The 25256-nt window shown below is 63.4% G+C and carries 26 protein-coding genes; 9 read left to right on the top strand and 17 right to left on the bottom strand.

The features are described 5' to 3' along the window. Window positions 1-91 precede the first annotated feature (91 nt). From flbT to AC2FM3_RS08900, 5 genes are all read right to left on the bottom strand, one after another. Window positions 92-493, bottom strand: a complete 402-nt coding sequence (gene flbT, locus AC2FM3_RS08920) for a flagellar biosynthesis repressor FlbT (protein ID WP_496680771.1) — start codon at window positions 491-493, stop codon at window positions 92-94. Continuing rightward, window positions 493-867: a flagellar biosynthesis regulator FlaF gene (flaF, locus tag AC2FM3_RS08915; protein WP_496680768.1), complete on the bottom strand. Its 375-nt coding sequence runs from the start codon at window positions 865-867 to the stop codon at window positions 493-495. The genes flbT and flaF overlap by 1 nt, the downstream gene beginning before the upstream one ends. 80 nt (window positions 868-947) lie before the next feature. Next, complete coding sequence (locus tag AC2FM3_RS08910) at window positions 948-2195, bottom strand: flagellin N-terminal helical domain-containing protein (protein WP_496680766.1); 1248 nt, start codon at window positions 2193-2195, stop codon at window positions 948-950. A 206-nt stretch (window positions 2196-2401) separates the two neighbouring features. Next, window positions 2402-2761 (bottom strand): flagellar biosynthesis protein FlgN, encoded by a 360-nt coding sequence (locus AC2FM3_RS08905; protein ID WP_496680764.1) that lies wholly within the window; start codon window positions 2759-2761, stop codon window positions 2402-2404. Further along, window positions 2751-3023, bottom strand: coding sequence for a rod-binding protein (locus tag AC2FM3_RS08900; RefSeq protein WP_496680761.1), 273 nt, complete (start codon window positions 3021-3023; stop codon window positions 2751-2753). The genes AC2FM3_RS08905 and AC2FM3_RS08900 overlap by 11 nt, the downstream gene beginning before the upstream one ends. Window positions 3024-3133: 110 nt before the next feature. Between AC2FM3_RS08900 and AC2FM3_RS08895 the strand changes: the two genes are divergently transcribed. The 3 genes from AC2FM3_RS08895 (at window position 3134) to AC2FM3_RS08885 (ending at window position 5957) form a co-directional block, all read left to right on the top strand. Further along, on the top strand, window positions 3134-4357 hold the full coding sequence (locus AC2FM3_RS08895; RefSeq protein WP_496680759.1) for a flagellar hook-length control protein FliK: 1224 nt from the start codon (window positions 3134-3136) through the stop codon (window positions 4355-4357). A 3-nt stretch (window positions 4358-4360) separates the two neighbouring features. Then, window positions 4361-5026 (top strand): flagellar hook capping FlgD N-terminal domain-containing protein, encoded by a 666-nt coding sequence (locus AC2FM3_RS08890; RefSeq protein WP_496680758.1) that lies wholly within the window; start codon window positions 4361-4363, stop codon window positions 5024-5026. Between the two features lie 76 nt (window positions 5027-5102). Beyond that, on the top strand, window positions 5103-5957 hold the full coding sequence (locus AC2FM3_RS08885) for a phosphotransferase family protein (protein ID WP_496680755.1): 855 nt from the start codon (window positions 5103-5105) through the stop codon (window positions 5955-5957). 6 nt (window positions 5958-5963) lie between these two features. On the opposite strand, the gene AC2FM3_RS08880 is transcribed toward AC2FM3_RS08885, so the two are convergent. The 5 genes from AC2FM3_RS08880 to AC2FM3_RS08860 all read right to left on the bottom strand — a co-directional run bounded on the left by AC2FM3_RS08880 (window position 5964) and on the right by AC2FM3_RS08860 (window position 11254). Next, entirely contained in the window at window positions 5964-7265 is a 1302-nt protein-coding gene (locus tag AC2FM3_RS08880) for an NAD(P)/FAD-dependent oxidoreductase (RefSeq protein WP_496680753.1), read from the bottom strand. Next, complete coding sequence (locus tag AC2FM3_RS08875; protein WP_496680750.1) at window positions 7262-8080, bottom strand: ABC transporter permease; 819 nt, start codon at window positions 8078-8080, stop codon at window positions 7262-7264. The genes AC2FM3_RS08880 and AC2FM3_RS08875 overlap by 4 nt, the downstream gene beginning before the upstream one ends. Further along, window positions 8077-8967, bottom strand: a complete 891-nt coding sequence (locus AC2FM3_RS08870; protein WP_005980379.1) for an ABC transporter permease subunit — start codon at window positions 8965-8967, stop codon at window positions 8077-8079. The genes AC2FM3_RS08875 and AC2FM3_RS08870 overlap by 4 nt, the downstream gene beginning before the upstream one ends. Further along, complete coding sequence (locus AC2FM3_RS08865; protein ID WP_496680747.1) at window positions 8967-10094, bottom strand: ABC transporter ATP-binding protein; 1128 nt, start codon at window positions 10092-10094, stop codon at window positions 8967-8969. The genes AC2FM3_RS08870 and AC2FM3_RS08865 overlap by 1 nt, the downstream gene beginning before the upstream one ends. Before the next feature lie 74 nt (window positions 10095-10168). After that, window positions 10169-11254 (bottom strand): polyamine ABC transporter substrate-binding protein, encoded by a 1086-nt coding sequence (locus AC2FM3_RS08860; protein WP_496680744.1) that lies wholly within the window; start codon window positions 11252-11254, stop codon window positions 10169-10171. Between the two features lie 140 nt (window positions 11255-11394). On the opposite strand from AC2FM3_RS08860, the gene AC2FM3_RS08855 reads away from it, so the two are divergent. Then, window positions 11395-12078 carry a GntR family transcriptional regulator gene (locus AC2FM3_RS08855; RefSeq protein WP_496680743.1) on the top strand — a complete coding sequence of 228 codons (684 nt, stop codon included), beginning with the start codon at window positions 11395-11397 and terminating at the stop codon, window positions 12076-12078. Window positions 12079-12154: 76 nt separating this feature from the next. After that, window positions 12155-13552 (top strand): aspartate aminotransferase family protein, encoded by a 1398-nt coding sequence (locus AC2FM3_RS08850; RefSeq protein WP_496680741.1) that lies wholly within the window; start codon window positions 12155-12157, stop codon window positions 13550-13552. A 51-nt stretch (window positions 13553-13603) separates the two neighbouring features. Here AC2FM3_RS08850 and AC2FM3_RS08845 read toward each other — a convergent pair whose 3' ends face one another. The 3 genes from AC2FM3_RS08845 to dapE all read right to left on the bottom strand — a co-directional run bounded on the left by AC2FM3_RS08845 (window position 13604) and on the right by dapE (window position 18461). After that, a complete protein-coding gene (locus AC2FM3_RS08845) occupies window positions 13604-14902 on the bottom strand; it encodes a lytic murein transglycosylase (RefSeq protein ID WP_496680738.1) in 1299 nt (432 codons plus the stop codon). 89 nt (window positions 14903-14991) lie between these two features. Then, window positions 14992-17256 carry a ribonuclease R gene (gene rnr, locus AC2FM3_RS08840; RefSeq protein WP_496680735.1) on the bottom strand — a complete coding sequence of 755 codons (2265 nt, stop codon included), beginning with the start codon at window positions 17254-17256 and terminating at the stop codon, window positions 14992-14994. Window positions 17257-17321: 65 nt separating this feature from the next. Next, window positions 17322-18461 carry a succinyl-diaminopimelate desuccinylase gene (dapE, locus tag AC2FM3_RS08835; RefSeq protein ID WP_496680732.1) on the bottom strand — a complete coding sequence of 380 codons (1140 nt, stop codon included), beginning with the start codon at window positions 18459-18461 and terminating at the stop codon, window positions 17322-17324. A gap of 200 nt (window positions 18462-18661) precedes the next feature. On the opposite strand from dapE, the gene AC2FM3_RS08830 reads away from it, so the two are divergent. Continuing rightward, window positions 18662-19720: a transporter substrate-binding domain-containing protein gene (locus tag AC2FM3_RS08830; protein ID WP_496680731.1), complete on the top strand. Its 1059-nt coding sequence runs from the start codon at window positions 18662-18664 to the stop codon at window positions 19718-19720. Here the strand turns inward: AC2FM3_RS08830 and AC2FM3_RS08825 are convergent. Further along, the gene (locus AC2FM3_RS08825; protein WP_496680729.1) at window positions 19717-20064 is read right to left on the bottom strand and encodes a DUF8846 family protein; all 348 of its coding nucleotides are present in this window, start codon (window positions 20062-20064) and stop codon (window positions 19717-19719) included. The genes AC2FM3_RS08830 and AC2FM3_RS08825 overlap by 4 nt on opposite strands. Before the next feature lie 136 nt (window positions 20065-20200). Here AC2FM3_RS08825 and AC2FM3_RS08820 point away from each other — a divergent pair, with 136 nt between their 5' ends. Next, complete coding sequence (locus tag AC2FM3_RS08820) at window positions 20201-20632, top strand: GFA family protein (RefSeq protein WP_496680727.1); 432 nt, start codon at window positions 20201-20203, stop codon at window positions 20630-20632. A gap of 72 nt (window positions 20633-20704) precedes the next feature. Here AC2FM3_RS08820 and dapD read toward each other — a convergent pair whose 3' ends face one another. The 3 genes from dapD to AC2FM3_RS08805 all read right to left on the bottom strand — a co-directional run bounded on the left by dapD (window position 20705) and on the right by AC2FM3_RS08805 (window position 23223). Then, window positions 20705-21532, bottom strand: coding sequence for a 2,3,4,5-tetrahydropyridine-2,6-dicarboxylate N-succinyltransferase (gene dapD / locus AC2FM3_RS08815; protein ID WP_496680724.1), 828 nt, complete (start codon window positions 21530-21532; stop codon window positions 20705-20707). A 119-nt stretch (window positions 21533-21651) separates the two neighbouring features. After that, complete coding sequence (locus AC2FM3_RS08810; protein ID WP_496680721.1) at window positions 21652-22251, bottom strand: GntR family transcriptional regulator; 600 nt, start codon at window positions 22249-22251, stop codon at window positions 21652-21654. A 45-nt stretch (window positions 22252-22296) separates the two neighbouring features. After that, window positions 22297-23223 carry a threonine/serine dehydratase gene (locus AC2FM3_RS08805; protein ID WP_496680719.1) on the bottom strand — a complete coding sequence of 309 codons (927 nt, stop codon included), beginning with the start codon at window positions 23221-23223 and terminating at the stop codon, window positions 22297-22299. Window positions 23224-23302: 79 nt separating this feature from the next. Between AC2FM3_RS08805 and AC2FM3_RS08800 the strand changes: the two genes are divergently transcribed. Both AC2FM3_RS08800 and AC2FM3_RS08795 read left to right on the top strand, forming a co-directional pair. After that, a complete protein-coding gene (locus AC2FM3_RS08800; protein ID WP_496680717.1) occupies window positions 23303-24145 on the top strand; it encodes an LOG family protein in 843 nt (280 codons plus the stop codon). 3 nt (window positions 24146-24148) lie between these two features. Then, a complete protein-coding gene (locus AC2FM3_RS08795) occupies window positions 24149-25255 on the top strand; it encodes a cystathionine gamma-lyase (protein WP_496680714.1) in 1107 nt (368 codons plus the stop codon). The last annotated feature ends 1 nt before the right edge of the window (window position 25256 follow it).

Genomic DNA, 25256 nt, shown 5'->3' with positions numbered 1-25256 from the left:
GAAGACGAAAATGCCTGCAACTGGGCATCATAGGTGCGTTGCAAAAAGCGCCAGCCGACCAGCCCGCCAGTTGGTATGACCGGCTGAAAGGTCATTGGCGGTAGGCCAACAAGCGTTCTTCACGCGGCAAAAGCGACCGCAACGCCTTCAGGCATTTGTAATATTGCTCAGCCACCAGGGCTTCGGTTGCCTGCCCCAGTACGCGGCGGCTGTCAGGGTCGGTGAAGACCTGGCTCAGTTCCTCGATGCGTCGCAGGAGCTGTTGGCGTGCCTGAGCGGCATCCAGATCTCCCGATAGGACCAGTTGCGCCGCATAGCACACCCGGCGGACGGGCGTCGTGGCCTCATTGGGATGGATGGCGTCCCTCAGTCGCAGAACGTTTGCATCCGGCGTCAGGATGGAAAACCGACTGCGCCGGTCTCCGTTTTCGATCACCACGCCGTTCACCAGAACGCGCTCTTTTGGCGCCAGCTTCAGAACAAGGCCCGCCATTACGAAGCACCCATCTGACGCAGGCCGCGCAGCACCGCAAGATTGATCTCCAGCAGCGGCTCAATCCCGGCCTTCCTCGCAAGAACCTGACCGGTGTGCTGTTCGGTGAATTCGGCCAGATAGAATATACGCGCCCGCAGGTCATTCGGCAGGGCATTGTCTGAGTCCGCGACACCGTTTGCCAGAACCGACCAAAGCCTGCGATTGTCGTGCAGGGCCTGAACAAAACCCGAAAAATCCGATGCCTTTCGCGCCGCGGCCGCTTTCAGGCGATGGGTGATTTTCGAAATTGCCTCGTACTCGGTATCACGCGGGGTGCGGGTCGGAGCGGCAGACTGCGCGTAGGCGCGTTGAGCAAGCGTTTGCAGTGTCACTTGAAATCCTTCCAATTGGCCGACTGGGTCTGGCGGTCAGAACCGGGGCGCGTGGATCGCGCCCCGGGATTGCTTTGGGATCAGCGGAACAATGACAGGATCGACTGCGGCGCCTGGTTCGCAATCGACAGCGACTGCGTCGCCAGCTGCTGCTGCACCTGCAGGGCCTGCAGACGGGCCGAAGTTTCTTCCATGTCGGCGTCCACCAGCGAGCCGATGCCCGATTTGAACGAGTCCGTCAGGTTCGAGATGAACTCCTTCTGGGTTTCGATCCGACCCTGCGCCGAGCCGAATGCCGCCGACGCGTCGATCGCGGTGTCGATCAGGGTCTCGATGGTGCCCAGGGCCGCAGCGGCGCCCGCGCTCGTCGAGACATCGATCGAGGACAGCGCGCCAAGCCCGCCGGACCCGGCATTGGTGAACTGGGCCGAAACGGTGACGTCGCGATCTGCGTCAGCCCCTGCCGCGGCGGTGCCGGTCACGAAGGTCAGGGTGCCGGGCGCGCTGGAGTCATAGTCGATGGCCACGCCGGTGATGCCCAGCGCGTCAATCTGGTTCTTCAAGCCGACTGCGACAATCGCGTCAGTATAGGCCGAGTCGTAAGTACCCGACGGATCGAGATCGCCGGCCTGGACGGTGTAGGACGCGACCTTGTCACCGATGGTGATCGTCACCTTGTCGCCGGCGGCGAAGTTGTCGGTCGAACTGTCGATCACGATATCACCGGTGCCGCCAGCCTTGTCCATGGTAAAGCCCGCAGCATCGTTGTCGGTCGTGGCGTTGTCCGACCCGGCCAGAACGCCTTTGCTCGAATAGCCTCCGGTCGACAGGTTCTGACCGTTCACGGTAATCGACGACGCAGTCACCGCCCCGGTGCTGTCGCGGTCCAGCGACGCTAGAATCGATGCCGTGCCGGCCGATCCATCCACCAGGTTCAGCCCGTTGAACTGGGCCGCGCCGACAACCGATGCGATCTGATCGCGCAGGGCGCTTACGTCATCGTTGATCTTGCTGCGATCGACGTTGTCCTCCTGAGCCGCCACGATCTTGTTTTTCATCTGGGTCAGCAGATCGGTTACGGTTTCCGACGCGTTCCGAGCCACGGCCACGGTCGATTCGCCCAGCGCCAGACTGTCCTTGATGGCGTTGAAACCGTTGACGTCGGACTCCATCACCTTGGAGATTGCCCAAACCGCCGAATTGTCCTTGGCCGTTGCCACGTCCTTGCCGGTCGAGATCGCGTTCTGGGTGGCGGCCAGGTTCTTGTTGACCGATTTCAGGGTTTGCAGCGCAACCATCGCGCCGTTGTTTGTCAGAATGCTGGACATGCTTTTCATCCTTTGTTCGTTCGGGCCTTCTTCGCCCATTGACACCCCGCCGGGATCGGCGGGCCAAATGTCGTTCTGACCTGTGCGAGGAACCTTGCGGCCTTCGCGCCACCCGTCTTGCAGGTGCCGGACCACTATCGGGTTTGATCTCCTAACGGAGTGCTAAAGCGCGCCCGTGGAAAAAAACGCATTTGAATCAAATGTCATCACGCCCGTTTTTCAAGCTTGGCCGCATGCCGCACCGCGTGACCGGTCCGCTGACCGTTGGCGTCATATGTGGTGAACTCCTGACGCACCTTCCGCAGTTCCGCCATGCGGTCGGCTACGGTCCGGATCCCTTCGGCCGCGCTGCTTAACAGGCTCTGGTTTCTATTGACCTTCGCCTGAAGCCTGATCAGATCGTCACTGTCCGTCACCTCCAGCGCGTTCAGGTCCTCGATCAACTGCTCCTTTCGCGGCAGCATCTGGCTCAGCCGCTCCAGGTCACCCTCGAGCAAGGCCGACCGTTCCTGATCCAGAATCTCCTCAAGCGCCTGGGCTTGAACGCGCCGGTTATCACTTTGCATCGGTTTTCTCCATCATTGCAGTGCACAGGATTTCCGAAAGCCCGATCCCGCCGGCCCGGGCCATCTGCAGTGCTTGCTGCTGAACCAGAAAGGACGAGAACTGGTCTTCGCCCGCGCCGCCACCAAAGGATTGTCGCGCCTGCCCCATGCCGGCGGCCTTCAACATCTCTGCAAGAAATGTCGCCTCCAGCTCGACCGCGGCGGCCTTGAGCTTGGTCCCCACGTCCGGGCGGGCTGTTTGGGTGAGTGCTGAAATCATCATGCGCAACTCCGAAAATTGTCAGAAACTTTCCCGATGAAAGCGAAGAGCGGTTAAAATAAACGTAACTTCCTGCGGGCAGGTTCGGATCATGCAGACGGAGCCGGAGCAAAATGCCCAACCCACTGACAGTGAGTCCCGACCAAACGGCGAAAAGCGCTGCTTTGTCGACGTGCAACACAAGAAAGGCCGAGCCTGAGAAGGCTTTTGCGGACTTCGTGGCCGAATTGCAGCCATCAGACCGGAAAAAACCGGAGGCGGACCCGATCGTCGTCCCTGACGATTTGGCGGCGCAGGACGGGGATCTGGAAATCGCCCAGGGCGAGTCGGTCAATTCTGAAGTTCTTCCGGCGATTCCGGACGACGCGGCGGCGATGCCGCCGCCCTTACCTCAGGGCCAACAGGGGTCGAAGCCGGTTCCGCACGATACGGCCACCGCACCGGGCGCTCCGGCCATCGGCGCGGCGTCCAAGACTATCAAGTCCACCATGACAGACGGCCAAGGGGTGTCGGCGGTGGCACCTCGGACGGGGTCTTTGCAAGAAGACTCGTCCGCCACAACCGCCGAGCCGTCATCACAAACCGCCGATTCGCTTTCCTCGACCACGCGGGGCGAGACGGCCGTCCAAGCCTTGCTGCTTCGCCCCGAATCGCCTGATCGGCAACATGGCATGCGCGCCGCTTCGGAAACGCCTTGGACCGATTCTACCCAACCCAAGCCGGTTTCCGGTCAGCGCCCAATCGTAGCGCCCACCAACATGGAGGCGGCAGCCGCGTCTCTGTCGCCCAATCAATCCCATCAGCCGCTCCCGCCGGTTCAGCCTGACACGCAGGAGCCGCCTGAGGATCTGGGTGAGACGCCTCAGCTGGTGCAGCCGTCTGCCGCCCGCACCGCACATGAAAGCATGCCGCCGCCGGCCGTGCTGCATCGCGCCTCGGGCGCTGAATTGGCCAGGTCGATCGCCAGCCAGATTTCGGCATCGGTTTCCGCGAGAGCAGGAGGCGGCATCGAGCTGCAGCTCAACCCCGAAGAGCTGGGACGAATCTCGATCAGAATGATGGGTCGGGAAGACGGTATCCACCTGGTGATTGCCGCCGAACGGCCGGAAACCCTGGATCTGATGCGCCGCCACATCTCGCTGCTGTCGACCGAGTTCCAGCAACTGGGCTATGGGGGCCTTGAATTCGATTCGAATGGTGCCGCCGGCTCCGAAACGCAGGGGGAAGCGAAGCATCAAGGCGCGATTCAAACCGAGGCGGATCCCGTTTCGCCCGACCCCGATTCTCCGGTTCCACGCCGGCCCGACCCTTCGCGCCCACTCGACTTGAGGTTATGACCCATGATCAACGCCACCAACCCTGCGACGCAGACCACAGCTCAGGGACAAGCCACAACCCAATCGCAGAGTTCGGGTTTGGCATCCGATTTCGAAACCTTCTTGCTGATGCTGACCACACAGGCGCGGAATCAGGATCCGCTCGAGCCGCTGGATTCCTCCGAATATGCCGCCCAGCTGGCACAGTTTTCGATGGTCGAACAGCAGGTCCAGACCAACAAGTTGCTGACCGGGCTGGCCGCGGCACTGAACGGCGCGAATCTCGATGAACTGTCTGGATGGGTCGGGGTTGAGGTTCGGGCGCCCGCCGCATTTCAATTTGACGGACAACCGCGAACGGTCTTTGCTGACCCCGACCCCAACGCCGACCAGGCCGTGCTTGTCATACGCGACATCAATGGTGACGTGGTCACCCGGCTGGACGTTCCCGCAACAGACCGGCAATTCGTCTGGCCCGGTCTGGACATCACGGGCGCGCCGGTTGCCGAAGGGGCGTATACCGCCAGTCTGGAAAGCTACAAGGGGGACAATCTGCTGTCCCAGAAGCCGACTGCGGCCTTCAGCCGCGTCGTTGAGGCGCAGTTGGATAAAGGGGGAATCGTGCTGATGCTGGACAGCGGCGCGTCACTTTCGGCGACCGAGGTCGAGGCGGTGCGCGCGAGCGCTTGAACTTGACCAATGCGCAGGCCAATGCTGGGCGCATCCGGATTCTCAGTCGAAGGGTGCCACCCTGTCCCAGCTTCTCTTGCCACCATCAGGCCTTGTCGAGCACCTTTTCCAAGGTGGCCTGATTGTCCATGGGGCCAGCTTTCAAAAGCTGTATGGCGGGCGAACCAACCGGGTGTGGAAAATCATGGACCGTGGTCGGGACAAGGTCCTCAAGCTGTATGACACGACCCAGACCAATCCGTTGTTCCGCAATGATGCACGGCTTGAAGCGGCCTGCCTGCGGGCGCTGTCAGAAACGGGTATGGCGCCTCGGCTGCGTGCTTCGGGACATTTCAGAAAGGACGGTTGGGTATTGTATGACCATGCGCCGGGCGCCCCTTGGCAGAGGGGTGTCGAATCTGTCGCCCGGTTACTACGACGCCTGCATGACATGAATCCGCCTGTTGCCGCGCCTGCCGGTCGAAACGGCAGTGCCGATCTTGCTCGCCATGGCTCGGAGATTCTGAGCCGCTGCCACGACAAGCTCCGAAAGACACTGCAGGGGCTGATGCCAGAAACAAGCGTTCCGCCAACAATTCGGATTTGCCTGATCCATGGCGACCCGGTAGCCGGCAACATCTTGACCTCGCCCTCGGGGGCGATGCTGATCGATTGGCAATGCCCTGCGGTCGGGGATCGGTGCGAGGATCTGGCTCTGTTTCTGTCACCTGCGATGCAGCAGATTTACCGCGGCCGCCCGCTGACCCACGATCAGGAAATCCGGTTCCTGCAGGCCTATGGCTGCCCGGAAACCGCGGAACGATACCGTGAACTCAAACCCTGGTACGCTTGGCGAATGGCGGCCTATTGCCTGTGGCGTGTCGAAAACGGCGCCCCGGCCTATGAGAACGGATTATCGCTGGAACTTGCGGGGCTGGCGGACGCCCGTTAGACCGGATCAAAGATCCGCCAATGCCATGACGGCATAAGCCGGCGGCATCAACAAGCGCCGCCATCGACCCAGCGGAAACCGCCCCGGCGGGCGCGCGATGGGGTCCGGGATGTTCGCATCCTGCCCCAGGACCAACTGCGCCAGGTCTCGACCGCAAAACGTGCCCATCGCAACACCGTTGCCGTGATAGGCCAGCCCCGCGAACATGCCAGGCCGATCGGCGACCGGCCCGACAAACGGCACCAGATCGCGGGCAAGACATACCATTCCCGACCACAGATGCGTTGCCTCAACCCCGGCCCAGGACGGAAACATGCGGGCGAAATCCCGCACCACCTTGCGCCGGATCGCGCGCTCGGCCCGGGGCGAGGACATCAGACCACCGCGCATTCCGAACAGGAACCGATTGTCCGGCATCAGTCGGAAATAATGCAGCAGGTTGCGTGTATCATAGGCCATCTGGCGCGACGTCCAGCCCTGCGCCTGCAACTCGGCCTCGGACAGCGGGCGCGTGACCATGACCGTCGACTGTGCCGGCATGTAGCGGCCCGACAACCAGTCGGGCATGTCTTCGCTGGAATAGCCGTTGGTACAGATCAGAACGGTTTTGGACCGCACGGAGCCTCGCGGCAGCGCAAGTGCGAACCCGGATCCTGCGCGCCGGACATCCTGCACCGGGCTGCGCTGAAACAGGCGCGCACCCTGCGCCTGGGCGGCCATGGCAAGACCAAACAGGTATTTGCGCGGGTTCAGTGCAAACCCGACCGGGTCGGTGTATCCGCCGAAAAAGCGCCCACCCAGCCCAAGACTCGGCAGGTCACAGGTTTCATGCAAAATACCGTCTGGCCCGGCATCGCGCCGAAGCGCCTCCATCGCCCGCGGCGTGTGGGCCAGCCGGGTCTCGCCCTGCGAATGCACATCCGCCTGAATCCCGTGCGCCGACAACAGTTGGGCAACCAGCGCCACCGCATCTGCCTCGGCCTGCGCATAGGCCTCGGCCGCTGCGGGGCCGTACCTGCGCACCATGGCGGCATGGCCCAGTTTCGACCCGCCCTTGCAGCAAAATCCGCCGTTGCGCCCCGAGGCGCCCCAGCCCGGCGTTTCCGCCTCGAACACGGCGACCGAAACGCCCTGCTGCGCCAGATGCAGCGCCGCCGACATGCCAGTGAACCCGCCGCCGACGATCGCAACGTCTACCGATAGATCACCTTCATGTACCGGCCAGTCGGGGGCCGGCACGGTTTCATCCCACCAGCACCCCGCGCGCGGGCGGGAGCCATAGGTGTAGGCAGGAAAGATCCGTTTCATTCGGTGCGCGCGGCGGCTTGTTCCTCTTGCCGCTGCCGGAGCATCGCGCGTTTCGACACCAGCGAAGCGGTGATCACGCCGACGGTGACCACGGCGATCATGATGGTCGACAGCGCGTTGATTTCGGGGCTGACCCCCAAACGCACGGCCGAGAAGATCTTGATCGGAAGGGTCGTGGCCGAGGGTCCGGATGTGAAGGACGCGATCACCAAGTCATCCAGCGACAGGGTGAAGGCCAGCAACCAGCCCGAGATCACCGCCGGCGCGATGATCGGCAGCGTCACCAACCTAAAGGCCTGCGCCGGCGAGCAGCCCAGATCCAGCGCCGCCTCTTCCAGCGACTGATCGAACGTCACCAGCCGCGAGGACACCACGACCGAAACGTAGCACATCGAAAAGGTCGTATGCGCCAGCACGATGGTCAAGATACCTCGGTCCAGCCCGATGCCGATGAACAGCAACAGCAGCGACAGACCGGTGATCACCTCGGGCATCACCAGCGGCGCGTAGATCATCCCGGAAAACAGCGTGCGGCCAAAGAACCGCCCGCCCCGCACCATGACATAGGCGGCCATGGTGCCCAGAATGGTCGCCAGCGTCGAAGAGAACACGGCAACGCGAACGGTGACCCAGGCCGCATCCAGAAACGCCTGGTTCTGCATAAGCTCGCCGTACCATTTGGTCGAGAACCCAGCCCAGACCGTGACCAGCTTGCTTTCATTGAAGCTGAAGATGATCAGGATCACCATCGGGATGTACAGAAACGCAAAGCCCAGCGTCAGCGAGACCGTGTTGAACCAGCTCAGCCTGTTCATTGCTCGGCCTCCGCCTGTTTCTGCTGGTTGCGCTGGAACAGCACGATCGGGATCACCAGGATCAGCAGCAGGATCACCGCCACAGCGCTGGCCACCGGCCAGTCGCGGTTCGAGAAGAACTCCTCCCACAAGACCTTGCCGATCATCAGCGTGCCCGACCCGCCCAGCAGCGACGGGATCACGAATTCACCGATCACCGGAATCATCACCAGGAAACATCCCGCGATGATGCCCGGGCGCGACAGTGGGATGGTCACCAGCCAGAAGGCCTGCGTACGCGAACAGCCCAGATCCTCGGCCGCCTCGATCAGCGAGCCGTCCAACCGATCGAGCGCGGCATAGATCGGCAGGATCATGAAAGGCAGATAAGTGTAGACGATGCCGATATAGACGGCCGTCTGCGTGTTGAGGATAGTCAGCGGGGTCGAGATGATGCCCGTCCACAGCAGGAACTGGTTCAGGTAGCCTTCGTTCGACAGGATCCCCATCCATGCATAGACGCGGATCAGGAACGAGGTCCAGAACGGCAGGATCACCAGCATCATCAGCGTCGGGCGCCATTCTTCGGGCGCTCGGGCCATGCCATAGGCGATCGGATAGCCCACCAGCAGGGTCAGCGCGGTCGCGATCAGCGCGATCTTGACGCTGGACAGGTAGGCTTTCCAGTACAGGTCATCCTCTGTTAGCCAGACGAAGTTTTCAAAATCCAACTGGCTGAAGAATTCCTTGATCCCGGCCCAGCCCTGCGACAGATCAAGGGTCGGGGTGTAGGGCGGGATCGCAAGCGCGATGTCCGACAGCGAGATCTTCAACACGATGAAGAACGGCACCAGAAACAGGGCCAGCAGCCAAACATAGGGAATGGCGATCAGGACCGCGCGGCGCATCAGTCTGCCAGCAGAACCGCCGCCGTGGCCGTCCAAGACAGCCAGACAGGGTCTTCCCATGTGAAGGACCGGCGCGAGATGCGGCGGGTATTGGCCGTCTGCGCCTTGATGATGATGCCGTTGGACAGTTCGACGTAATAGGTGGACAGATTGCCCAGATAGGCGATGTCATGCACCTTGCCCTGCACGGCGTTGACGGCATCGGCGGGGCGCTCGGCCGAGATGGTCACCTTTTCCGGCCGGATGGCCAGGTGGCAGGTTTGACCGTCGGCAAACCGGTTGGCCGACGTCGCGGTCAGCGGCGGCTGGCCCTCGGCCCAGTCGACGCGATAGGTGTCCTCGCCGATCGAGGTGGCCCGGCCCTGGATGATGTTCACGTCCCCGATGAAATCGGCGACGTAAACGGAATTGGGGTTTTCATAAATGCGGTCTGGCGTGGCGACCTGCATCAGCTTGCCCTGATCCATCACCGCAACGCGGCTGGCGACCGTCATCGCCTCTTCCTGGTCGTGGGTCACGATCACGAAGGTGGTGCCGGTCTTTTCCTGAATGTCCATCAGCTCGAACTGGGTGTCCTGGCGCAGCTTTTTGTCCAGCGCGCCAAGCGGTTCGTCCAGCAACAGCAGTTTGGGCGCCTTGGCCAGCGACCGGGCCAGCGCCACGCGCTGCCGCTGCCCGCCCGAGATCTGATGTGGCTTGCGGCGGGCGAATTTTTCAAGCCGGGTCAGGCGCAGCATTTCCTCGACCCGGTCTTCCAGATCATGCTTGGGCATGTTGTCCCGGCGCAGGCCAAAGGCGATGTTGTCCCACACGTTCAGATGCGGAAACAACGCGTAGGACTGGAACATCATGTTCACCGCCCGTTTGTTGGGCGGGACCGGCGCGATGTCCTGACCGCTCAGCAGGATGGTTCCTTCCGAGGGCTGCTCGAACCCGGCCAACATCCGCATCATCGTGGTCTTGCCGCAGCCCGACGGACCAAGCAGGGCAAAGAATTCACGTTCGAAGATATCCAGCGACAGGTTGTCGATGGCCGTGAATCCCCCAAATCGCTTGGTGACGTTCTTGAACTGGATCAAGGGTTTCGCCTGTGGGTCGTCCCACGGCGCAAAGACGGTAGAGTTCAAAGGGACCCCCGTAAGTCAGCCGGAACTGGGAATGCGCAAGGCGGGCAGTCGCCGCCTTGCGCCCGAGCACCTGATCAGGTGCCCGACTTGATCTTGGTCCACAGACGGGTCACGACCCGCTGCACCTTGGCCGGATAGGGCCGGGTGGTGAACAGGTTCTCCAACGCGTCGGCGGGCGGATAGATCGCCGGGTCTTCCAGGATCTCGGGCAGGATGAACTCCTGCGAGGCCTTGTTGCCGTTGGCGTAGTAGACATAGTTCGTGGCCGCCGCCATGTTCTGGGCGTCCATGATGAAGTTCAGGAACTTGTGCGCACCGTCCGGGTTGGGCGCATCCACCGGAATCGCCATCTGGTCGAACCACATCTGCGCGCCTTCCTTGGGCGCGTGATAGGCGATTGTCACGCCGTTGTCGGCCTCGTCCGCCCGGTCGCGGGCCTGCAGAACGTCGCCCGACCAGCCCACGGCCACGCAGATGTCGCCATTGGCCAGCGCGTTGATGTATTCGCTGCTGTGGAACTTCTGGATGTGGGGACGCACCGCCATGAAAACGCCCTCGGCCTTGGCGATCACGTCCGGATCCTGGCTGTCGGGGTCTTCACCGATATATTTCAGCGCGGCCGGGATCATCTCGGCCGGCGCGTCCAGGAAATGCACGCCGCAGCCGGCCAGCTTTTCCATGTTCGCCGGATTGAAAACCAGGTCCCAGCTGTCGATGGGGGCGTCCTCGCCCAGCGCTTCCTGAACCTTGCCCACGTTCACCCCGATTCCGGTGGTGCCCCACATATAGTTGATGGCGTATTCGTTGCCCGGGTCATACTGCGCCGTGCGCTCCTCGATCACGTCCCACAAGTTGGCCAGGTTCGGCAGCTTGGATTTGTCCAGCTTTTGGAACGCACCGGCCTGGATCTGCCGTTGCAGGAACGTGCCCGAAGGCACCACCACGTCATAGCCCGACCCGCCGGCCAGCATCTTGGTTTCCAGAACCTCGTTGCTGTCGAACACGTCGTAGATCAGGGTCAGGCCCGTTTCTTCCTCGAACTTGGTCAGCAATTCCTCGTCGATGTAATCCGACCAGTTGTAGACGCGCACCTCTTCCGCGAATGCGGCCGACGTCCCCAAGGCGGCGATCGCCGTCATCGTCAGCGTTCTGATTTTCATTTTCTTCTCCCTGCAAGTGTAGGGGTATCATCCCGTTTTTTTAGATTTGATCAAGTTTTGCGTTTTCCGTCGATCCGTCGTATGGTTTCACGCGGCAGCAAACCTGACAAGTCAGGACCATCGGGATCGAGGTGAAACACTTGGATTTGATCAAAAATAAGGCATCCGGGGTCGATGACGGAGCGCAGAAGGCGCCGGCGCATGAACAGGTGTATCGGACGTTGCGGTCACAGATCCTGTTCGGCGAACTGGTACCCGGCCAGCCGGTCACGATCCAGGGCCTGACCGAATCACTGGGGGTCGGCATGACCCCGGTGCGCGAAGCGATCCGCCGCCTGATCTCGGATGGCGCGCTGATCTTTCAGGGCAACCGCCGGGTCAGCGTGCCACTTCTGACGGCGGCGGATGTCGAACAGATGATTTTTGCCAGAAACGCCGTGGAATCAGAACTTTCCCGTCGCGCGGCCAGCAGGATGACCACGGCGGACATCGACCAGCTGGAGCAAATCGACCGGCGTCTGGATCGCATGATCGCCGATGGTGATGTCAGCGGCTACCTGCGTCTGAACCACGCCTTCCACGAAAAGCTGTATGACCACGCGAACGCGCCGATCCTCAAGGACCTGGCCGAGCGTCTGTGGCTGCGATTCGGTCCTTCGTTGCGTGTCGTCTGCGGGCGGTTCGGCACCCAAAGCCTGCCGGATCGGCACAAGGATATCATCGGCGCGTTGCGGGCGGGTGACGCGGAAAAGGTCGCAAAAGCAACGACGCAAGACATCGAACAGGGCATGGAGCTGATGGCCGAGGCATTGGCGGACGACTGAGAGCGCCCAAGTCGATTGACAGGAAAAAATTTGATCATATTCTGGCCGCCAACCGCTGTTGCAGGAGAACCTCCCGATGCCGACCATCACCAACCACATGCCGACCGCCGAGTTGCAGGCGCTGGACGCGGCGCATCACCTTCACCCGTTTTCGGCCAACAATGCCCTGGGCAAGGAAGGCGCCCGCGTCATCACCCGTGCCAAGGGCGTCTATCTGACCGACAGCGAGGGCGAAGAAATTCTGGACGCCATGGCCGGTCTGTGGTGCGTGAACGTCGGCTATGGCCGCGACGAGCTGGCAGAGGTGGCAGCGCGTCAGATGCGCGAACTGCCCTACTACAACACCTTCTTCAAAACGACCCATGTCCCAGCCATCGCGCTGGCGGCCAAACTGGCCGAGCTGGCGCCAGGCGACCTGAATCATGTCTTCTTCGCCGCCGGCGGGTCCGAGGCCAATGACACCAACATCCGTCTGGTTCGCACCTATTGGGCGGAAAAGGGCCATCCGAACAAGAACATCATCATCAGCCGCCGCAACGCCTATCACGGCTCGACCGTCGGGTCGGCGTCGCTGGGCGGCATGGCCGGCATGCACGCACAGGGCGGCATCCCGATCCCGAACATCCACCACATCAACCAGCCCAACTGGTGGGCCGAGGGCGGCGACATGACGCCCGAGGAATTTGGCCTGGCCCGCGCGCGCGAGCTGGAAGAGGCGATTCTGGAACTGGGCGAAGACCGCGTCGCCGCCTTCATCGCCGAGCCGGTCCAGGGCGCGGGCGGCGTGATCGTCGCGCCCGACACCTACTGGCCGGAAATCCAGCGCATCTGCGACAAGTACGACATCCTGCTGATCGCCGACGAGGTGATCTGCGGCTTTGGTCGCACCGGAAACTGGTTCGGCTCGCAGACCATGAACATTCGCCCGCATATCATGACCATCGCCAAGGGGCTCAGCTCGGGCTATGCGCCAATCGGCGGCTCGATCGTCAATGACGAGATCGCCGAGGTGATCGGCGGGACCGAGTTCAACCACGGCTATACCTATTCGGGCCACCCCGTCGCGGCGGCCGTTGCGCTGGAAAACCTGCGCATTCTGGAAGAAGAAAAGATCGTCGAGCATGTGCGCGATGTCGCGGCCCCCTATCTGAAACAGAAATGGGAGGCGCTGGTCGAGCACCCGCTGGTCGGTGAGGCCAAGATCGTGGGCATGATGGCCTCGATCGCGCTGACGCCGGACAAGGCCAGCCGGGCCAAGTTCGCCTCCGATCCGGGCACGGTCGGGTACATCTGCCGCGATCGCTGCTTTGCCAACAACCTGATCATGCGCCATGTGGGCGACCGGATGATCATTTCGCCGCCGCTGATTCTGACCCCGGCCGATATCGACGAGATGTTCGTGCGCATCTACAAGTCGCTGGACGAGGCGCAGGCCGAGATCATCGCCCAGGGCCTGATGAAAGCGGCCTCCTGATTTCACGGAAACATCGCAAACGGGCGGCCCGACGCGGCCGCCCTTTTTCGTTCAGCGCATCCGTTCCAGCACTTGCACGGTGGCATAGCCATCGGGCACCAGGCCGCGTGCCACCTGATAGGCCCGCAGCGCATTGATGGTGTTCGGACCGATCCGTCCGTCGATGGCCTGCGTGTCGAACCCGGCAAGGGTCAGGCGCAGTTGCAGTTCCTTGCGTTCGGCAAAGCTCAGCACCCGGTCGCCGCGCGGCCAGTTGGCGCGGAACGGGCCTTGCCCGGCCAGCCGGTCCGACAGGTGGCCAATGCCGATGACATAGGCATCGGCGCCATTGTAGCGCTCGATCACGCTGAAATTGTCAAAGATCATCAGAGCCACGCCGTTGCTGCCCGCCGGCAGCAGGATCGAAGCCGGTCCATGATCGGCAATCGCCCGCCCATCCGCCGCCCGAACACCCAACGCCGCCCAGTCCGAGGGCAATCGGGTGATTTCGCGGCTGGCCTGGGCATAGTCGAACCCCGCCGGCAGGCGTACCTCGATGCCCCAGGGTTGGCCCTTGGTCCAGCCGAAGCGCGCAAGATAGGCCGCGGTCGAGGCCAGCGCATCTGTGGGATCGTCCGACCAGATGTCGCGCCGGCCGTCACCGTCGAAATCCACCGCGTGTTCCAGATATGAGGTCGGCATGAACTGCGTGTGCCCCATCGCCCCGGCCCAACTGCCGGTCATCGCCTCGGGGCGCACGTCGCCCGCCTGCAGGATTTGCAGTGCGGCCAGCAGCTGGGTTTCAAAGAACTCCGCCCGCCGCCCGTCAAAAGCCAAGGTCGCCAGCGATCGGATCGTAGGCGAGCTGCCCCGGAAGCTGCCGAAGGACGTCTCAAGCCCCCAGACGGCCACGACGACCTCTTTCTCGACCCCGTATCGCGCCTCGATCCGGTCGAGAACACGGCGATGCCGTTCCAGCGCCTTGCGCCCGTTGGCGATGCGCTGGTCCGAGACGGCCGAGTCCAGATACTCCCAGATCGGCTTGGAAAATTCGGCTTGGTTTCGATCGCGTCTGATTATGTCAGGGTCTTGGGTCACGCCGCTCAGGGCGCGGTTCAACGTGGCCTGGCTGATCCCCTGCGCCAAGGCCCGGCGTTGGAACGCGCCAAGCCAGACCTCGAACCGGGGATTTACCGCCGCCACACGATGCGCGCCGTGCGCGGGCCTAGGCACCGGCCTGAGCGACGCGGTCAGATCGGCCGAGGCCAGTTGAACCCTGGCGTCTGCTGGCCCAAGGGAAAGGTTGGTCGTCTCCGCCTGCAAGCTGGATGCCCAAACTGCGGCGGCCAATAAGCCACACACATATTTCATGATTCAGGTTTTCCTGATGACTGCTCGCGCTCAGGGTAACCCGAATCCGGAAATTCACAAAGCGTTCCTTTGCAAGGCGCTGCGCACCATCACCGCTGACGGCGTTTGCGCTCGACCTTGCGCTTGATCTTGTCCTTCTTGCGCTTGGTGCTGACCGCCTTGCGCCGCGTCGGACGACCCGGCTTTCCACGGCCGCCCCCACGTGGCATCGGCTGATCGTCGATGGAAAGCAGCTCCAGTTCCAGCCCGCCGGTCACCGGCGTGGCCTCGGTCAGGCGCACGGTGACACGCTGACCGATGGCGATGGTCAGGCCGGTATCGGCTCCCATCAGGGTGCCGGCTTCAGCGTCGAAATGGAAGAACTCGCGCCCCAGCGACCGCACCGGCACCAGCCCGTCGGCCCCGGTTTCATCCAGTTTGACGAAGGCCCCGAACCGGGCGATACCGCTGATGCGGCCGGTGAACTCGTTGCCGACGCGCTCGCTCAGATAGGCCGCCAGATAGCGGTCAGTCGTGTCGCGCTCGGCCATCATCGAGCGGCGCTCGGTATCCGAGATATGGGTGGCGATCTCCTCCAGACGCTCGATCTCGTCGGCGGTCAGACCGTCCTTGCCCCAGCCATGGGCCGAGATCAGCGCCCGGTGCACGATCAGGTCGGCATAGCGGCGGATGGGCGAGGTAAAATGCGCGTAGTTACGCAGCGCCAGCCCGAAATGGCCAAAGTTTTCGGGGCTGTAATAGGCCTGCGCCATCGACCGCAATGTGCTGAGATTGATCAACTCGGCATCCTCGGTGCCGGCGGCGGCATTCAGCAGCGCGTTCAGGTGACGGGTCTGCAACACCTGCCCCTTGGCCAGATTCAGCCCAGCGGCCTGTGCCGTTTCGCGCAGGCTTTCCAGCTTTTCAGGCGCCGGCTCCTCGTGCACCCGGAACAGAAGCGGGCTGCGCTTGGCGATCAGCGTCTCGGCCGCGGACACGTTGGCCAGAATCATGAATTCCTCGATCAGCCGGTGCGCGTCTAGCCGCTCGCGGAAGGCCACGCTTTCGACCCCGCCCTTGTCGTTCAGCACGATCTTGCGTTCCGGCAGGTCAAGGTCCAGCGGCTGACGTTCGTTGCGGGCCGTCTTCAGCGCGCCATACGCGGCATAGAGCGGTTTCAGAACGCTCTCCAGTAGCGGGCCGGTGCGGTCATTGGGGGTGCCGTCGATGGCCGCCTGCACCTCGGCATAGTTCAGGGACGCGCCCGAGCGCATCAGCCCGCGCACAAAGCGGTGGTCGATCTTGTTGCCGTTTGCATCGATCCGCATCCGCACTGCGATACAGGCGCGCGGCACGCCTTCGTGCAGCGAACACAGATCACCCGACAGACGATCCGGCAGCATCGGCACGACGCGGTCGGGGAAATAGGTCGAGTTGCCCCGCTTTCGCGCCTCGCGGTTCAGCGCACTGCCTGGGCGCACATAGGCGGCCACATCGGCAATGGCGACCCAGATCACGTGGCCGCCCGGGTTTTTCGGGTCGTCGTCGGGATGGGCATGGCAGGCGTCGTCACGGTCGCGCGCGTCCGACGGGTCGATGGTCACCAGAGGGATGTCCCGCAGATCCTCGCGCCCTTTCAGCCCGACGGGCTTGGCCAAGTCGGCCTCGGCGATCACGTCATCGGGAAAATCGTCCGGGATGCCGTGCTGGTGGATCGCGATCAGCGACACCGCCTTGGGCGCGGACGGATCGCCCAGCCGTTCCACGATGCGCGCGCGCGGCAGCCCCATACGGTTTTTCGGCCCGGCCTGCTCGGCCTCGACCAATTCGCCATCCTTGGCGCCCAGCGCCGCACCTTCGGCCACCAGCCATTCGGTCGATCCGGCCTTGTCGATCGGCACGATCCGCCCGCCCTCGGCGCCCTTGCGGAAAATCCCGACGACCCGGCGCGGATTGGCGCCGATGCGGCGGATCAGGCGGGCCTCGTAATTGTGGTCTTCTGCATGCACCTGGGTCAGGCGGGCAAGGATGCGGTCACCTTCGCCCAGCGCCGGGTCGCTGGCGCGGGATATAATCAGCACGATCGGCTCGACCCCTTCTCCATGCCATTCCAGCGGTCGCGCGAACAGGTCGCCATCGGCGTTCGGCGCCTTGACCTGCAACACGCTGACCGGCGGCAGGCGGTCCGGGTCTCGATAGCTGCGCTTGCGCTTTTCAAGATGGCCCTCGGCCTCAAGCTCCTTGAGGATCCGTTTAAGGTCGATCCGGTCCGCGCCCTTGATGCCAAAGGCCTTGGCAATGTCGCGTTTCGAAGTGAGCGTGGGGTTCGCCGAGATCCAGTCGAGGATCTCCTGCTTGGTCGGTATGCGTTTCATGATGTCCGCCTAGCATGCCTATACGACCGCGTCATGACCAAAAAGCGGCCGGGCGCATCAATCGCTCAGGCGAAATAGTCGGCCAGGATCCGGGCATAGATCGCCTTGAGCTGGCGGACCTGCTCGACCGGGACGGATTCGTCCACTTGGTGCATGGTGCGACCGACCAGGCCGAACTCGACCACGGGGCAGTGATCCTTGATGAACCGCGCGTCCGAGGTGCCGCCGGTCGTGGACAGCTCGGGCCAGCGGCCGGTCTCGGCCTCGACGGCCCGGGCCACAAGATCCGACAGCGGCCCCGGAGGCGTCAGAAAGCTTTCGCCCGAGACCTTGATCCGCGTGTCGATCTGCACGCCGAACTCCGCCGCCACGTTGGCTGCCTGCGCCTTCAGCCAGTTGCTGAGGCTGACGCCTGTATGCAGGTCGTTGAACCGGATGTTCACCGCGCCACGGCACTGGGCCGGAATGACGTTGGTGGCCGCGTTGCCGGTGTCCATCGTGACCACAGCAAGGGTCGAGGCGTCGAAATGGTCCGTCCCCCGATCCAGTTCGTGACTGGCCAACCGATCCATCAGCCGCGCCAGAGCGGGCACCGGGTTTCTGGCGCGATGCGGATAGGCCGAATGGCCCTGCACGCCCGTCACCTCGAACCAAGCGGTCATCGACCCGCGGCGGCCGATCTTCATCATCTCGCCCATCTCGTTGGGGCAGGTCGGCTCGCCCACAAGACAGACTGACATCCGCTCGTCCTGCGCCTGCATGTAGTCCAGCAGCGCGGTGGTGCCGTCCACCGCATCGCCTTCCTCATCCCCCGTGATGGTCAGGATGATTGCCCCGTCCGGCGGAGTGTCGCGCACGAAATCCACCGCCGCCGCAACAAAAGCCGCAACCCCCGATTTCATGTCGGTCGCGCCCCGGCCGTACAGAATGCCATCATGGATTTCCGCGCCGAACGGCGGGCAGGTCCATGCGGCCTCATCGCCCACCGGCACCACATCGGTATGCCCGTTGAACCCGAAACTGCGCGCATGCCCCTTGTCGCCCCACCGGGCGAACAGGTTGCAGACGCCGCCGCGATCCACCCGCGTGCAGGTGAAACCGGCCCGCGACAGGATTTCTTCCAGCAGAACCAGCGCCCCGCCTTCCTCGGGTGTGACCGAGGGGCAACGGATCAGGTCTGCGGTCAGGTCTACGGGGTCGGTCATTCGGGGGCCTCGCGGTTTCGGCGTGGGACGGGATACCGCACAGATTCAACGAATTGGCGGCGATGCCAACCCCGATCTACGGTTTTCCGGCGATCCGGCCCGAAAATGCGGGACAAAGAATTCTGAGGTGATGACCTTGCGACGGCCTTGCCGCAGCACGCCAAATTGAGCTAGAGGGCCGCGAAACAGGTGAATACCCCATGACGCGCGCCCTTTTCGCATTGATCTGCCTGACCATGGCAGCCCTTGCACAAGCCAGCCAGGCCGAAACTCTGACGGTCGCGACGGTGGACCGCTCACCGTTCTCGTATGAAGTCGAGGGCGTGGATACCGGGTTTTCAATGGATCTGCTGGCCGCACTGGCCGAGGAGCTGGGCTGGGAATATACGGTCGTCCGCATGGACACGTTCGGCGACATGCTGTCGGCGGTCGAAAACGGCGAGGCGGACATGGCCATCGCCAACATCTCGATCACCGCCGACCGCGAAGCCCGAATGGATTTTAGCCAGCCGATCTTCGAGGCCGGTCTGCAGATCATGGTGCCCTCCGACGCGGCGCGCAGCCCGTCCCTGATGCAGGCGCTGCTGTCGCGCGAGCTGTTCATCGCCATCGGGCTGGCCTTTGCCATCCTGCTGGGTGGCGGCATGCTGATGTGGGGATTCGAACGCCGATCCCAACCCTATTTCGACCGCGACCTGAACGAGGCCTGGTTCCCGTCCTTCTGGTGGGCGCTGAACCTGGTGGTCAATGGCGGGTTCGAAGAGCGCATGCCCCGCACCCCCTTCGGACGCATTCTGGGTGTGGTGCTGGTCGTGTCCTCGCTGTTCATCGTATCCGTGTTCACCGCGCGGATCACCTCGGTGATGACGGTGGACGCGATCACCAGCAACATCAACTCGGTCAACGACCTGTACGGCAAACAGGTCGGCACGATCTCGGGCTCGACCGCCGCCAGTTTCCTGAACCGGCGCGAGATCGAATTCGTCGGCTATGATGACCTCGACGGCATGTTGACCGCGTTCAGGGATGGGGACCTGAATGCTGTTGTGTTTGACGCGCCGATCCTGTCCTATTTTGCTACCCACGAGGGGCGCAAGATTGCGGCAATGACCGGCGGCGTCTTCCTGCGCGAGAACTACGGCATCCTGTTCCCGACCGGGTCACCGCTGGACGAAGACGTCAACCGGGTGCTGCTCACGTTGCGCGAGAACGGCACCTACGACCAGATCTATAGCAAGTGGTTCGGCGCGCGGCGCTAGCTGCCTTCGGGCTTGTCGCCGAAAAACGGTGTCATCTGCGCCACGATCACCGCGTTTTCATCCAGCGCCCTCTGCATCAACGCGCGTTCGTCCGGGTCGATCTCGTGCCCCTGCGCCTCGCGCTCGGCCAGGGTCCCATAGCCGGTGACGTCCAGCGGGGCCGTATCGGCCTGTTTGAGAATGGCCACGGTTTCGCGCACGGCCTCGGCCTCGTCCACGCCGCTGGCATAGCACATGAGCGCCGCGCCGGTGGCTCCTTCGGGCAGGCCGTCGCCATCCTTGCGACCAATCTGAACCAACAGAGTATAGACCTGCTGGCGCGAGGGTTTCTTTTGCTTTTCCATGCCGTGGGCCTTAGCCGGGGGTCGGTCGATGGTCAAGCATGGCAGCTCGACGCGGTTCCCGGATGCCGTGTCGTTTTTTGACGCGCTCAAGCCCACCGTTCAGTCAGACTGGTCGCGAAAAACGACGGAGGACATCATGACCAAACGCGGCCGCTGCTTGTGCGGTGAAACCCGCTGGGAGTTTGAGGGCCCCGAGACCTGGAGCTGCTATTGCCATTGTGACGATTGCCGCCGCAATTGCGCCGCGCCCGTGGTCGCGTGGTTGGGCGTACCCTCACGCAATTTCCGATGGACCGCCGCAACACCGCGTACTTTCGCCAGTTCGAACGGCGTCCAGCGTCATTTCTGCGCCACGTGTGGCTCTCCGATGGGGTTCGAGGCCGACCACTATGAGGGCGGGATGCACCTGTACGCGACCTCGCTGGAAGACCCTTCAGACTTTGCGCCAACCTTTCACGTCAATTATCAAAGCAAGCTGCCCTGGCTGGATCTGCGCGATGATTTACCGAAATACGAAGGCACCCTGCTGCACGCGCCCGAGGATCTCGCCAACTACCAGGCGGGATAGGTCCGACTCTGCCGAACGAAAAAGGCCGCGGACCAGAGCCGCGACCTTCGGAACATTGAACGACGTCTACGATCAATCGCGCAGCAGCTCGTTGATCCCGGTCTTCGAACGGGTCTTCTCATCGACCCGCTTCACGATCACCGCGCAGTACAGGTTGATCCCGTTCTTCGACGGCATCGAGCCGGACACCACCACCGAATAAGGCGGCACCTCGCCATAGAAGACCTCGCCGGTCTCGCGATCCACGATCTTGGTGGACTGGCCGATATAGACGCCCATGCCCAGAACCGAGCCTTCGCGGATGATGCAGCCCTCGACCACCTCGGACCGCGCGCCGATAAAGCAGTTGTCCTCGATGATGGTCGGACCGGCCTGCATGGGTTCAAGCACGCCGCCGATGCCGACGCCGCCCGACAGATGCACGTTCTTGCCGATCTGCGCGCAGGACCCGACCGTGGCCCAAGTGTCGACCATGGTGCCTTCGTCCACATAGGCGCCGAGGTTCACGAAAGACGGCATCAGCACCACGCCTGGCGCGATATAGGCCGATTTGCGCACCACGCAGTTGGGCACAGCGCGGAAACCGGCCGCGCGCCACTGGTTTTCACCCCAGCCGGCGAACTTGCTGTCGACCTTGTCCCACCAGCCGCCGCCCTGCGGGCCGCCGGACTGGATTTCCATGTCCTTGATGCGAAAGCCCAGCAGAACCGCCTTTTTGGCCCACTGGTTCACATGCCAGCTGCCATCGGCCTGCTTCTCGGCGACCCGCAGCGCGCCGCTGTCCAGCGCGTTCAAAGTGTCCTCGATCGCTTCGCGCTGTTTACCGGTGGTGGCGGGCGTGATCGTGTCGCGGGCCTCCCATGCGGCCTCGATGGCAGTTTCCAGTTGGGCGTTGGACATGGGGTTACTCCGTGCTGACTCTCGTTTGGTTGGTGTTGCCTATATGAAAGCCGGGGCCAATGCGCAATGCGACGTTGGCGGGGCCATTTGCGGCCACCCGGTGCCAAAACCCGCCGGTCTCAGCTGGCGCGGCGGATATGGCGCACCAGAATCGCTGTGGCCGTGGCGGTATCGCGGCGCTTCATCGCCTGCACGATGGCGGCGTGGTCGGTGTCTTTCCGCTGGACCCAGCGGTGACGCCAATGGGCGAACAGATGGCGGGCGCTGGCGATGTGCAGATCGTCGATCGTATGCAGCAGGCGCGGCCGCGCACAGGGTGTCAGGATCGCCCGGTGGAAGGCGCGGTTCCGGGTTTCCCATGTTGGCATGTCCTGGGCCTCGTCGCAGGCGATGCGGGCCTTGTCGGCCGCCTTGAGATCCGCCGGTGTCAAATTCTGGATCGCATGTTGCAGGGCCAGCGATTCCAGGGCCACGCGCATCTCGATCACCTCGCGCACCTCGGCCGGGTCCAGCGCGGTGACACGCATGCCGCGCCGTGGTTCGCTGTGGGCCAGACCATGCGCCTGAAGCCGCAACAGCGCCTCGCGCACCGGGACATGGCTGGTGTCGAACGCCCGCGCGATATGGTCCTGCCGCAGTTTCTCACCCGCAGGCAGCTCGCCCGTGATGATGCGCTGGCTGAGCCGGGCATAGATGGAATCTGCAATCGTGGCGGTCATGGGATTTTATCTATAATCCCAAGGCTCGGCCCTCAAGGCGCAAATTCAAGCGGTGAGAGGATTGAGAGGATCAGGTGCGATATTGCCCCCGCAGACCAGAACCGCGACCCGCTCGCCGGGTTCCGGCGTGTAAACGCCCGAGGTCAGAGCCGCGAGTGCCGTCGCGCCCGCCGGCTCGACCAGAATACGGTGCGCCTGCCACAGGCGCTGCTGCGCCTCGGCGATCGCATCGTCGCTGACCAGCACCGACGTCATCCCCTTTGCCAGCCCAAAACAGATGTCGCCGATCCGCCGCGCGCCCAGAGCGTTGGCAGCGATACCCGACACCGGAACATCCACCGGCGCACCGGCCTGCAACGCGGCGTTCAAAGCACGCGACGTTTCCGGCTCGACCGCAACGACCTTGCGCGCGCCCTGAAACCAAGCCAGCGCCCCCGCGATCAGCCCGCCGCCGCCCACCGCCACCAATATGGTATCGGCCTGCAAGCCTTGGCTGTCCCATTCGGCGAAACAGGTACCCTGCCCGGCCACCGTTGCCGGCGCGTCATAGGCATGTATCTGCATCGCACCCGTTCGGTCTTCGTGTTCACGCGCCTTCGTCAGGGCATTGGCATATTCGCCCGGCACGACGCTCAGATCGGCCCCGATCCGTTCGATCAGGGCGATCTTGGATGGACCGGCCATCTCGGGCACGAAGATCTTGGCCGGATGGCCCAGCGCCCGCGCGGCATAGGCCGCAGCCGCACCGTGATTCCCGCCCGATGCCGCCACCACTCCGGCCGCGGGCACATCCGTACTCAGCAAAGTGTTGAAGGCGCCACGCGCCTTGAAACTGCCGGTATGCTGCAGGTGCTCCAGCTTCAGCTCGACGGGATAGCCCAGCCCCAGACCAGCACTGGTCATGACCGGCGTCACCTGCGCATGGCCGGCAATCCTCTGGGCCGCTGCCGAAATCTCGTGTTTCCAATCCATTCTCATCTTTCCGTGACTGGCACTCCGCCCGCGAACCCTATAGCTGTTTGGAAAACACGCAAGCAGGGAACGCCCAGCAATGAAAGATCAACGCCTCAGCCCCTTCCGCGACGCCCAGACCGACCGCTCGACCGCAAGCGAGGTTCCGGACACCCCGCAGACACGCTCGCCCTCGTACCGGCTGGCCTTTGCCGATGAAGAATTCCTGCTGCGCAGCGAGCTGCGCCCCGTGCGGCTGCAACTGGAGTTGCTAAAGCCCGAATTGAACATTTCCGAGCGCGAGATCACGTCGACCATCGTGATGTTCGGCGGCGCGCGCATACCAGAACCGTCCAAGAAAGACGGCGCGCGGACCAGGACCCTGGCCGAACTTTCGAAATATTATGACGAGGCGCGCGAATTCGCACGGCTGATGACCGAGAAATCCAAGCTGTGCGGCTGCCGCGAGAACGTGATCGTCACCGGCGGCGGCCCCGGCGTGATGGAGGCCGGCAACCGCGGCGCGCATGATGCTGGCGGCTGCTCGATCGGGCTGAACATCGTGCTGCCGCACGAACAGGCCCCGAACCAGTACGTCACGCCGGATCTGTGTTTCAACTTCCACTATTTTGCCATCCGCAAGATGCATTTCCTGATGCGCGCCCGCGCGATCACCATCTTCCCCGGCGGGTTCGGCACCTTGGACGAGATGTTCGAGTCGCTGACGCTGATCCAGACCGGCCGGATGGAGCGCGTGCCCTTCCTGCTGTTCGGGCGCGAATTCTGGGAACGGGTGATCAACTGGACAGCCCTGGCCGATGCCGGCACGATTTCCGAACAGGATCTGGACCTGTTCCGCTTTGTCGAAACCGCGCAAGAGGCGGTCGACATCATCGAGCGCTGGGAACCCGCCCCGCCGCGCAGCGACATTCCGGGGCGCTGAGCGATGGCGCGCCCTCCCAAGACCGGTGAGATGCTGCATCTGCGCGGCAACGCGCTGAGCAAGGGCGAGCCGGTGGCCCTGCCGCTGACCCAAAGCAGCATGTTCCACCTGCCCGGCGCGCCGGACGGGCACCCGACCTACGGCCGGGTTGACAACCCGACCTGGACGCAGGTCGAGCACGTGCTGGCGCATCTCGAAGACGCACCCTGCCTGATCTTTCCGTCCGGCATGGGCGCGATTTCGGCCGCGCTGTTCGCCACCGTGCGGGCGGGGTCGCGCATCCTTATCCCGTCGGACGGGTATTATGTCACCCGCCTGCTGGCCGACCGGTTCCTCGCCAAGCTGGGCGTGTCGGTCGAAGAGCGCCCCACGACCGCATTCGCGCAGGGCGGGTTCGACGGGTTCGATGTGGTTTTCGTCGAAAGCCCGTCCAACCCCGGGCTCGACATGATCGACCTGGCGCAGGTGGCGAGAGACGTGCGCGCCGCGGGTGGCATCACCATCGCCGACAACACGACGCTGACCCCGCTTGGACAGCGCCCGCTGGACCTGGGCATCGACATCCTCGTCGCCTCGGACACCAAGGCGATGGGCGGACACTCCGACCTGCTGATGGGCCACGTGGCCAGCTGCGATGCCCAGATCATGGAACGGGTCGAGGAATGGCGCCGCGTCTCGGGCGCGATCCCAGGCCCGCATGAAGCCTGGTTGCTGCATCGCGGATTGGAGACGCTGGACGTCCGGTTCGACCGCATGTGCAGCTCGGCGCAGGCTCTGGCCGAACGGCTGGCCGATCATCCGGCGGTCACGCAGATCCGCTATCCCGGCCTGCCGTCGGACCCGTCGCACGATCTGGCCCGAAAACAGACCGCACGGTTCGGCTTTCTGCTGACGATCACGCTGGCCTCGGAAGACCAGGCCGAACGGTTCATCAATGGCTGCCCGCTGTTGCGCCCGGCCACGTCCTTCGGTGGCGTGCACAGCTCGGCCGAGCGGCGCGCGCGCTGGGGGGATCAGGTCGATCCCGGTTTCGTGCGCCTGTCGGTCGGGTGTGAACCAGTGGACGAGCTGTGGCAGGCTCTGAACAACAGCCTAAATGCGCTGGCCTGAG

This window comes from Ruegeria sp. BHSB172, assembly GCF_059613165.1.
Note: the sequence above shows the minus strand (reverse complement) of the source record. Positions and strands in the feature narration are given on the sequence as shown.

What these genes read in the sequence shown, in the direction of transcription:
- dapD (WP_496680724.1), bottom strand. Translation starts at nt 21,532, where the DNA reads ATGTCCAACGCCCAACTGGAAACTGCCATCGAGGCCGCATGGGAGGCC.
- AC2FM3_RS08890 (WP_496680758.1), top strand. Translation starts at nt 4,361, where the DNA reads ATGATCAACGCCACCAACCCTGCGACGCAGACCACAGCTCAGGGACAA.
- AC2FM3_RS08800 (WP_496680717.1), top strand. Translation starts at nt 23,303, where the DNA reads ATGAAAGATCAACGCCTCAGCCCCTTCCGCGACGCCCAGACCGACCGC.
- AC2FM3_RS08825 (WP_496680729.1), bottom strand. Translation starts at nt 20,064, where the DNA reads ATGGAAAAGCAAAAGAAACCCTCGCGCCAGCAGGTCTATACTCTGTTG.
- AC2FM3_RS08860 (WP_496680744.1), bottom strand. Translation starts at nt 11,254, where the DNA reads ATGAAAATCAGAACGCTGACGATGACGGCGATCGCCGCCTTGGGGACG.
- flbT (WP_496680771.1), bottom strand. Translation starts at nt 493, where the DNA reads ATGGCGGGCCTTGTTCTGAAGCTGGCGCCAAAAGAGCGCGTTCTGGTG.
- AC2FM3_RS08900 (WP_496680761.1), bottom strand. Translation starts at nt 3,023, where the DNA reads ATGATGATTTCAGCACTCACCCAAACAGCCCGCCCGGACGTGGGGACC.
- AC2FM3_RS08850 (WP_496680741.1), top strand. Translation starts at nt 12,155, where the DNA reads ATGCCGACCATCACCAACCACATGCCGACCGCCGAGTTGCAGGCGCTG.
- dapE (WP_496680732.1), bottom strand. Translation starts at nt 18,461, where the DNA reads ATGACCGACCCCGTAGACCTGACCGCAGACCTGATCCGTTGCCCCTCG.
- AC2FM3_RS08910 (WP_496680766.1), bottom strand. Translation starts at nt 2,195, where the DNA reads ATGTCCAGCATTCTGACAAACAACGGCGCGATGGTTGCGCTGCAAACC.
- AC2FM3_RS08845 (WP_496680738.1), bottom strand. Translation starts at nt 14,902, where the DNA reads ATGAAATATGTGTGTGGCTTATTGGCCGCCGCAGTTTGGGCATCCAGC.
- rnr (WP_496680735.1), bottom strand. Translation starts at nt 17,256, where the DNA reads ATGAAACGCATACCGACCAAGCAGGAGATCCTCGACTGGATCTCGGCG.
- AC2FM3_RS08830 (WP_496680731.1), top strand. Translation starts at nt 18,662, where the DNA reads ATGACGCGCGCCCTTTTCGCATTGATCTGCCTGACCATGGCAGCCCTT.
- AC2FM3_RS08870 (WP_005980379.1), bottom strand. Translation starts at nt 8,967, where the DNA reads ATGCGCCGCGCGGTCCTGATCGCCATTCCCTATGTTTGGCTGCTGGCC.
- AC2FM3_RS08895 (WP_496680759.1), top strand. Translation starts at nt 3,134, where the DNA reads ATGCCCAACCCACTGACAGTGAGTCCCGACCAAACGGCGAAAAGCGCT.
- AC2FM3_RS08905 (WP_496680764.1), bottom strand. Translation starts at nt 2,761, where the DNA reads ATGCAAAGTGATAACCGGCGCGTTCAAGCCCAGGCGCTTGAGGAGATT.
- AC2FM3_RS08880 (WP_496680753.1), bottom strand. Translation starts at nt 7,265, where the DNA reads ATGAAACGGATCTTTCCTGCCTACACCTATGGCTCCCGCCCGCGCGCG.
- AC2FM3_RS08820 (WP_496680727.1), top strand. Translation starts at nt 20,201, where the DNA reads ATGACCAAACGCGGCCGCTGCTTGTGCGGTGAAACCCGCTGGGAGTTT.
- AC2FM3_RS08810 (WP_496680721.1), bottom strand. Translation starts at nt 22,251, where the DNA reads ATGACCGCCACGATTGCAGATTCCATCTATGCCCGGCTCAGCCAGCGC.
- AC2FM3_RS08875 (WP_496680750.1), bottom strand. Translation starts at nt 8,080, where the DNA reads ATGAACAGGCTGAGCTGGTTCAACACGGTCTCGCTGACGCTGGGCTTT.
- AC2FM3_RS08795 (WP_496680714.1), top strand. Translation starts at nt 24,149, where the DNA reads ATGGCGCGCCCTCCCAAGACCGGTGAGATGCTGCATCTGCGCGGCAAC.
- AC2FM3_RS08805 (WP_496680719.1), bottom strand. Translation starts at nt 23,223, where the DNA reads ATGGATTGGAAACACGAGATTTCGGCAGCGGCCCAGAGGATTGCCGGC.